The sequence below is a fragment of the uncultured Planktosalinus sp. genome, assembly GCF_963973675.1.
Classification (GTDB): Bacteria; Bacteroidota; Bacteroidia; order Flavobacteriales; family Flavobacteriaceae; genus Planktosalinus.
Window position 1 is genome coordinate 1 of sequence record NZ_CAXBAN010000296.1, and the last position, 3,353, is coordinate 3,353.

Genomic DNA, 3,353 nt, shown 5'->3' on the forward strand with positions numbered 1-3,353 from the left:
AGACAGTACTTTGATTGTAAATTCCTTTATAGATAAATGGGCTACCCAAAAACTTTTAATGGATCAGGCAAAAATCAATTTATCGCAAGAAAAATTGAATCAATATGACGAGCTTATTACAAATTATAAAACAGATCTATACACAAAAGGGTATTTAGATATCATTGCAACTCAGCAATTGAATGAAGAAATCAGTCAAAGTGAACTTGAAGACTTTTACAATCAAAACTATGAAAACTTTAAGCTCAATGAAGACCTTATTCAATTGAGATACATACATGTAGGTAATGAAAATAGAAGCATTTCAACACTCAAACAGCATTTATTTAGATTTAATGAAGAAGATAAAAATGCACTTTTGGAACGTGAAATTCTATTTAAAACCTTTTCTTTGAAAGATTCTGTATGGGTACAGGCTAATACCGTCAAAGATAAGATTCCTGTTGTTAATGAGAGTAACTACAATGAATTGTTAAAAAAATCAAATACATTAGAATTGCAAGACTCATTAGGAGTATATTTGATTTATATTAAGGATGTGCTACTTAGAAACGATAATGCACCCCTTTCTTATGTTACACCAACTATAGAACAAATAATTCTCAATAGGAGAAAACTAGAAATAATAAGAAATTTAGAAAAAGAGATATTACAAGATGCAATTAAAACCAAAAAATTTGAAATTTATAATTAATAAGCCTGCCTTCTCACTGTTGATGTTTTTTTTAATGAGTATTTCAGTATCAGCTCAAGACACAACTTTAATCATAGATGAATCCAGCAACATAGATACCCCTGTTGAAGCAAAATTGGCAGATACTGCTACAGCCCAAAAAAGGTTTAAAGTTGATGGTGTTATTGGTGTAGTGGGTGATTATATTGTTTTAGAAAGTGATATCGACAAAACATACCTTGAATTGAAACAACAAAGTATTTCCATAGATGAAATATCCCGTTGTGAATTGTTTGGTAAACTACTTGAAGACAAACTGTATGCACACCACGCAGTGCAAGACAGTATTGTTGTGCCTGAAGCAGAAATTAATGGAAGATTGGATCAACAAATTGATTATATGATCAGTCAGTTAGGTTCTGAAGAAAAAGTGTACCAATACTACCGAAAAAGTTCTATGGAAGAATTAAGAAGAGAGTTATTTGAAATCACTAAAGCCAATCAACTTGCAGCAATGATGCAGGAAAAAGTTTATGAAAATGTTGAAGTGACACCAGAAGAAGTTCGTACATTTTTTCAAAAAATCCCCAAAGAGGACTTGCCAATTTTTGGAACAGAATTGGAGGTTGCACAAATTGTTATTGAACCAGAGCTAACACCTGAAGCTAAACAACGGGTTATTGATGAACTCAAAGAGCACCGCAGAGATGTAGTTGAAAATGGCAGCAGTTTTACTACCAAGGTAGTCCTTTACTCAGATGAGCCTGGTGCCGCAGCCAGAGGTGGCCTCATAAGCTTAAACAGAAAGAGTCCCTTTGTAAAGGAGTTTAAAGACGTAGCCTTTGCCCTTAGAGAGGGTGAAGTAAGTCAGCCATTTGAAACCGAATTTGGGTTTCACATTGTTTATGTCGAGAAAGTCAGAGGTCAGGAGCGCGATGTAAGGCATGTATTAAAAATTCCTCGAGTTAATGAAGCCACTATCCAAGAGGCAAGAGAAAAGATTGATAATTTAAGGGAGAAAATTGTCAGTGGCGAGCTTTCATTTGCTGAAGCTGCCCGATCTGAATCTGATGAAAAAGAAACCAAAAACAATGGAGGTCAATTGGTAAACCCTGTAACCGGAGACACCCGATTTGAACTTACAAAAATGGATCCTGCTCTTAGTGCACAAGTTTATAACCTTAAAGACGGGGAGGTTTCAACAGTTTATGTAGATGAAGACCGTACTGGAAGAAAACGATTTAAAATTCTTACAGTAACCAATAGGTATGAAGAGCATACTGCAGACTTTTCAAAAGACTATGAAAAGATTAAAGAACTGGCTTTGAATGAAAAACGTATCAAAGCTATTGAAAACTGGCAGGAGTTAAAAATAAATGAGACTTACATCAACATAAGTGACGACTATTCTCACTGTGATTTTGCCAGCAATTGGTTGCAAAAATAAAAAGCTTAAATATCTTTAAACCATTCATTAAATTCACCCATTAAAATAATAATTCAAATATGTCTGATGTAGCTGCTGTAGAACAACTTGTAAAAAAACATAAAGCTTTAAAGAACGAGATTTCTAAAGTGATCATTGGGCAGGAAGAGGTTGTAAAACAAGTTTTACTATCTATCTTTTCAGGAGGTCATGCACTTTTAATTGGTGTGCCGGGCTTGGCAAAGACTTTGTTGGTAAATACATTAGCACAAGCGTTGGGCTTAGATTTTAAGCGCATTCAATTTACTCCCGATTTAATGCCTAGCGATATATTAGGTTCTGAAATACTTAATGAAAACAGACAGTTTAAATTTATAAAAGGACCTATTTTTGCCAACATCATATTAGCAGACGAAATTAATCGAACCCCTCCAAAAACTCAGGCAGCATTATTGGAAGCAATGCAAGAGCGAGCCGTGACTGTTGCCGGACAACACTACAAATTAAGTTTACCCTATTTTGTTTTGGCAACTCAAAACCCCATTGAACAAGAAGGAACTTACCCCTTACCCGAAGCGCAATTAGACCGTTTTATGTTTGCAATCAATCTGGAATACCCTTCATTTTCTGAAGAAGTTGATATTGTAAAAGCCACCACTACAGACATCACTGCAACAGTAAACCCGTTGTTTAGTGCTCAGGAAATTATAGATTTTCAGCATTTAATTAGGAGAATACCTGTGGCCGACAATGTTATTGAGTATGCAGTACAACTGGTAGGAAAAACACGCCCTGATTCAACGCAAGCTCCAGATATTGTTAAAAATTACATTGATTGGGGTGCTGGACCCAGAGCTTCTCAAAACTTAATACTTGCAGCAAAAGCAAATGCAGCTCTAAACGGTAAATTTTCACCTGACAGCTCAGATGTTCAGGAAGTGGCTACAGGTATCTTAAGGCATAGAATGATCAAGAACTATAAAGCTGAAGCCGAGGGTTTGACCATAGAGGCTATTATTCAAAGTTTGCTTTAATTTTTTTACTTTTTCAAATAAAAATACACCTTAAACTTTTTGGTTATATTCGCTTTTTGCAAAAGCTTAGTTTGTGAATATAAATTATCAAGAGCGTATTTTTGGACTAGATGTAATGCGTGCGGCAGCAATCCTGTTTGTTGTCATTTCACACGCCCTTTGGATTTTTCCGGAAGCAAAAGGGGGTTTTGTTGACCTTCTAAGGTTAATGGGGGTTATG

General features: G+C 35.3%; 3 protein-coding genes. All 3 read left to right on the top strand.

Annotation, left to right across the window (positions count from 1 at the left end; genetic code table 11):
- Nucleotides 1–694 (top strand): peptidyl-prolyl cis-trans isomerase (locus AACY61_RS10780; RefSeq protein ID WP_339611587.1); only part of this gene is annotated, 694 nt, incomplete at its 5' end.
- Complete coding sequence (locus AACY61_RS10785; protein WP_339611588.1) at nucleotides 678–2,120, top strand: peptidylprolyl isomerase; 1,443 nt, start codon at nucleotides 678–680, stop codon at nucleotides 2,118–2,120. The genes AACY61_RS10780 and AACY61_RS10785, both read left to right, overlap by 17 nt.
- A gap of 59 nt (nucleotides 2,121–2,179) precedes the next feature.
- Nucleotides 2,180–3,133 carry a MoxR family ATPase gene (locus AACY61_RS10790; protein WP_339611589.1) on the top strand — a complete coding sequence of 318 codons (954 nt, stop codon included), beginning with the start codon at nucleotides 2,180–2,182 and terminating at the stop codon, nucleotides 3,131–3,133.
- Nucleotides 3,134–3,353 lie beyond the last annotated feature (220 nt).

What these genes read in the sequence shown, in the direction of transcription:
- AACY61_RS10790 (WP_339611589.1), top strand. Translation starts at nt 2,180, where the DNA reads ATGTCTGATGTAGCTGCTGTAGAACAACTTGTAAAAAAACATAAAGCT.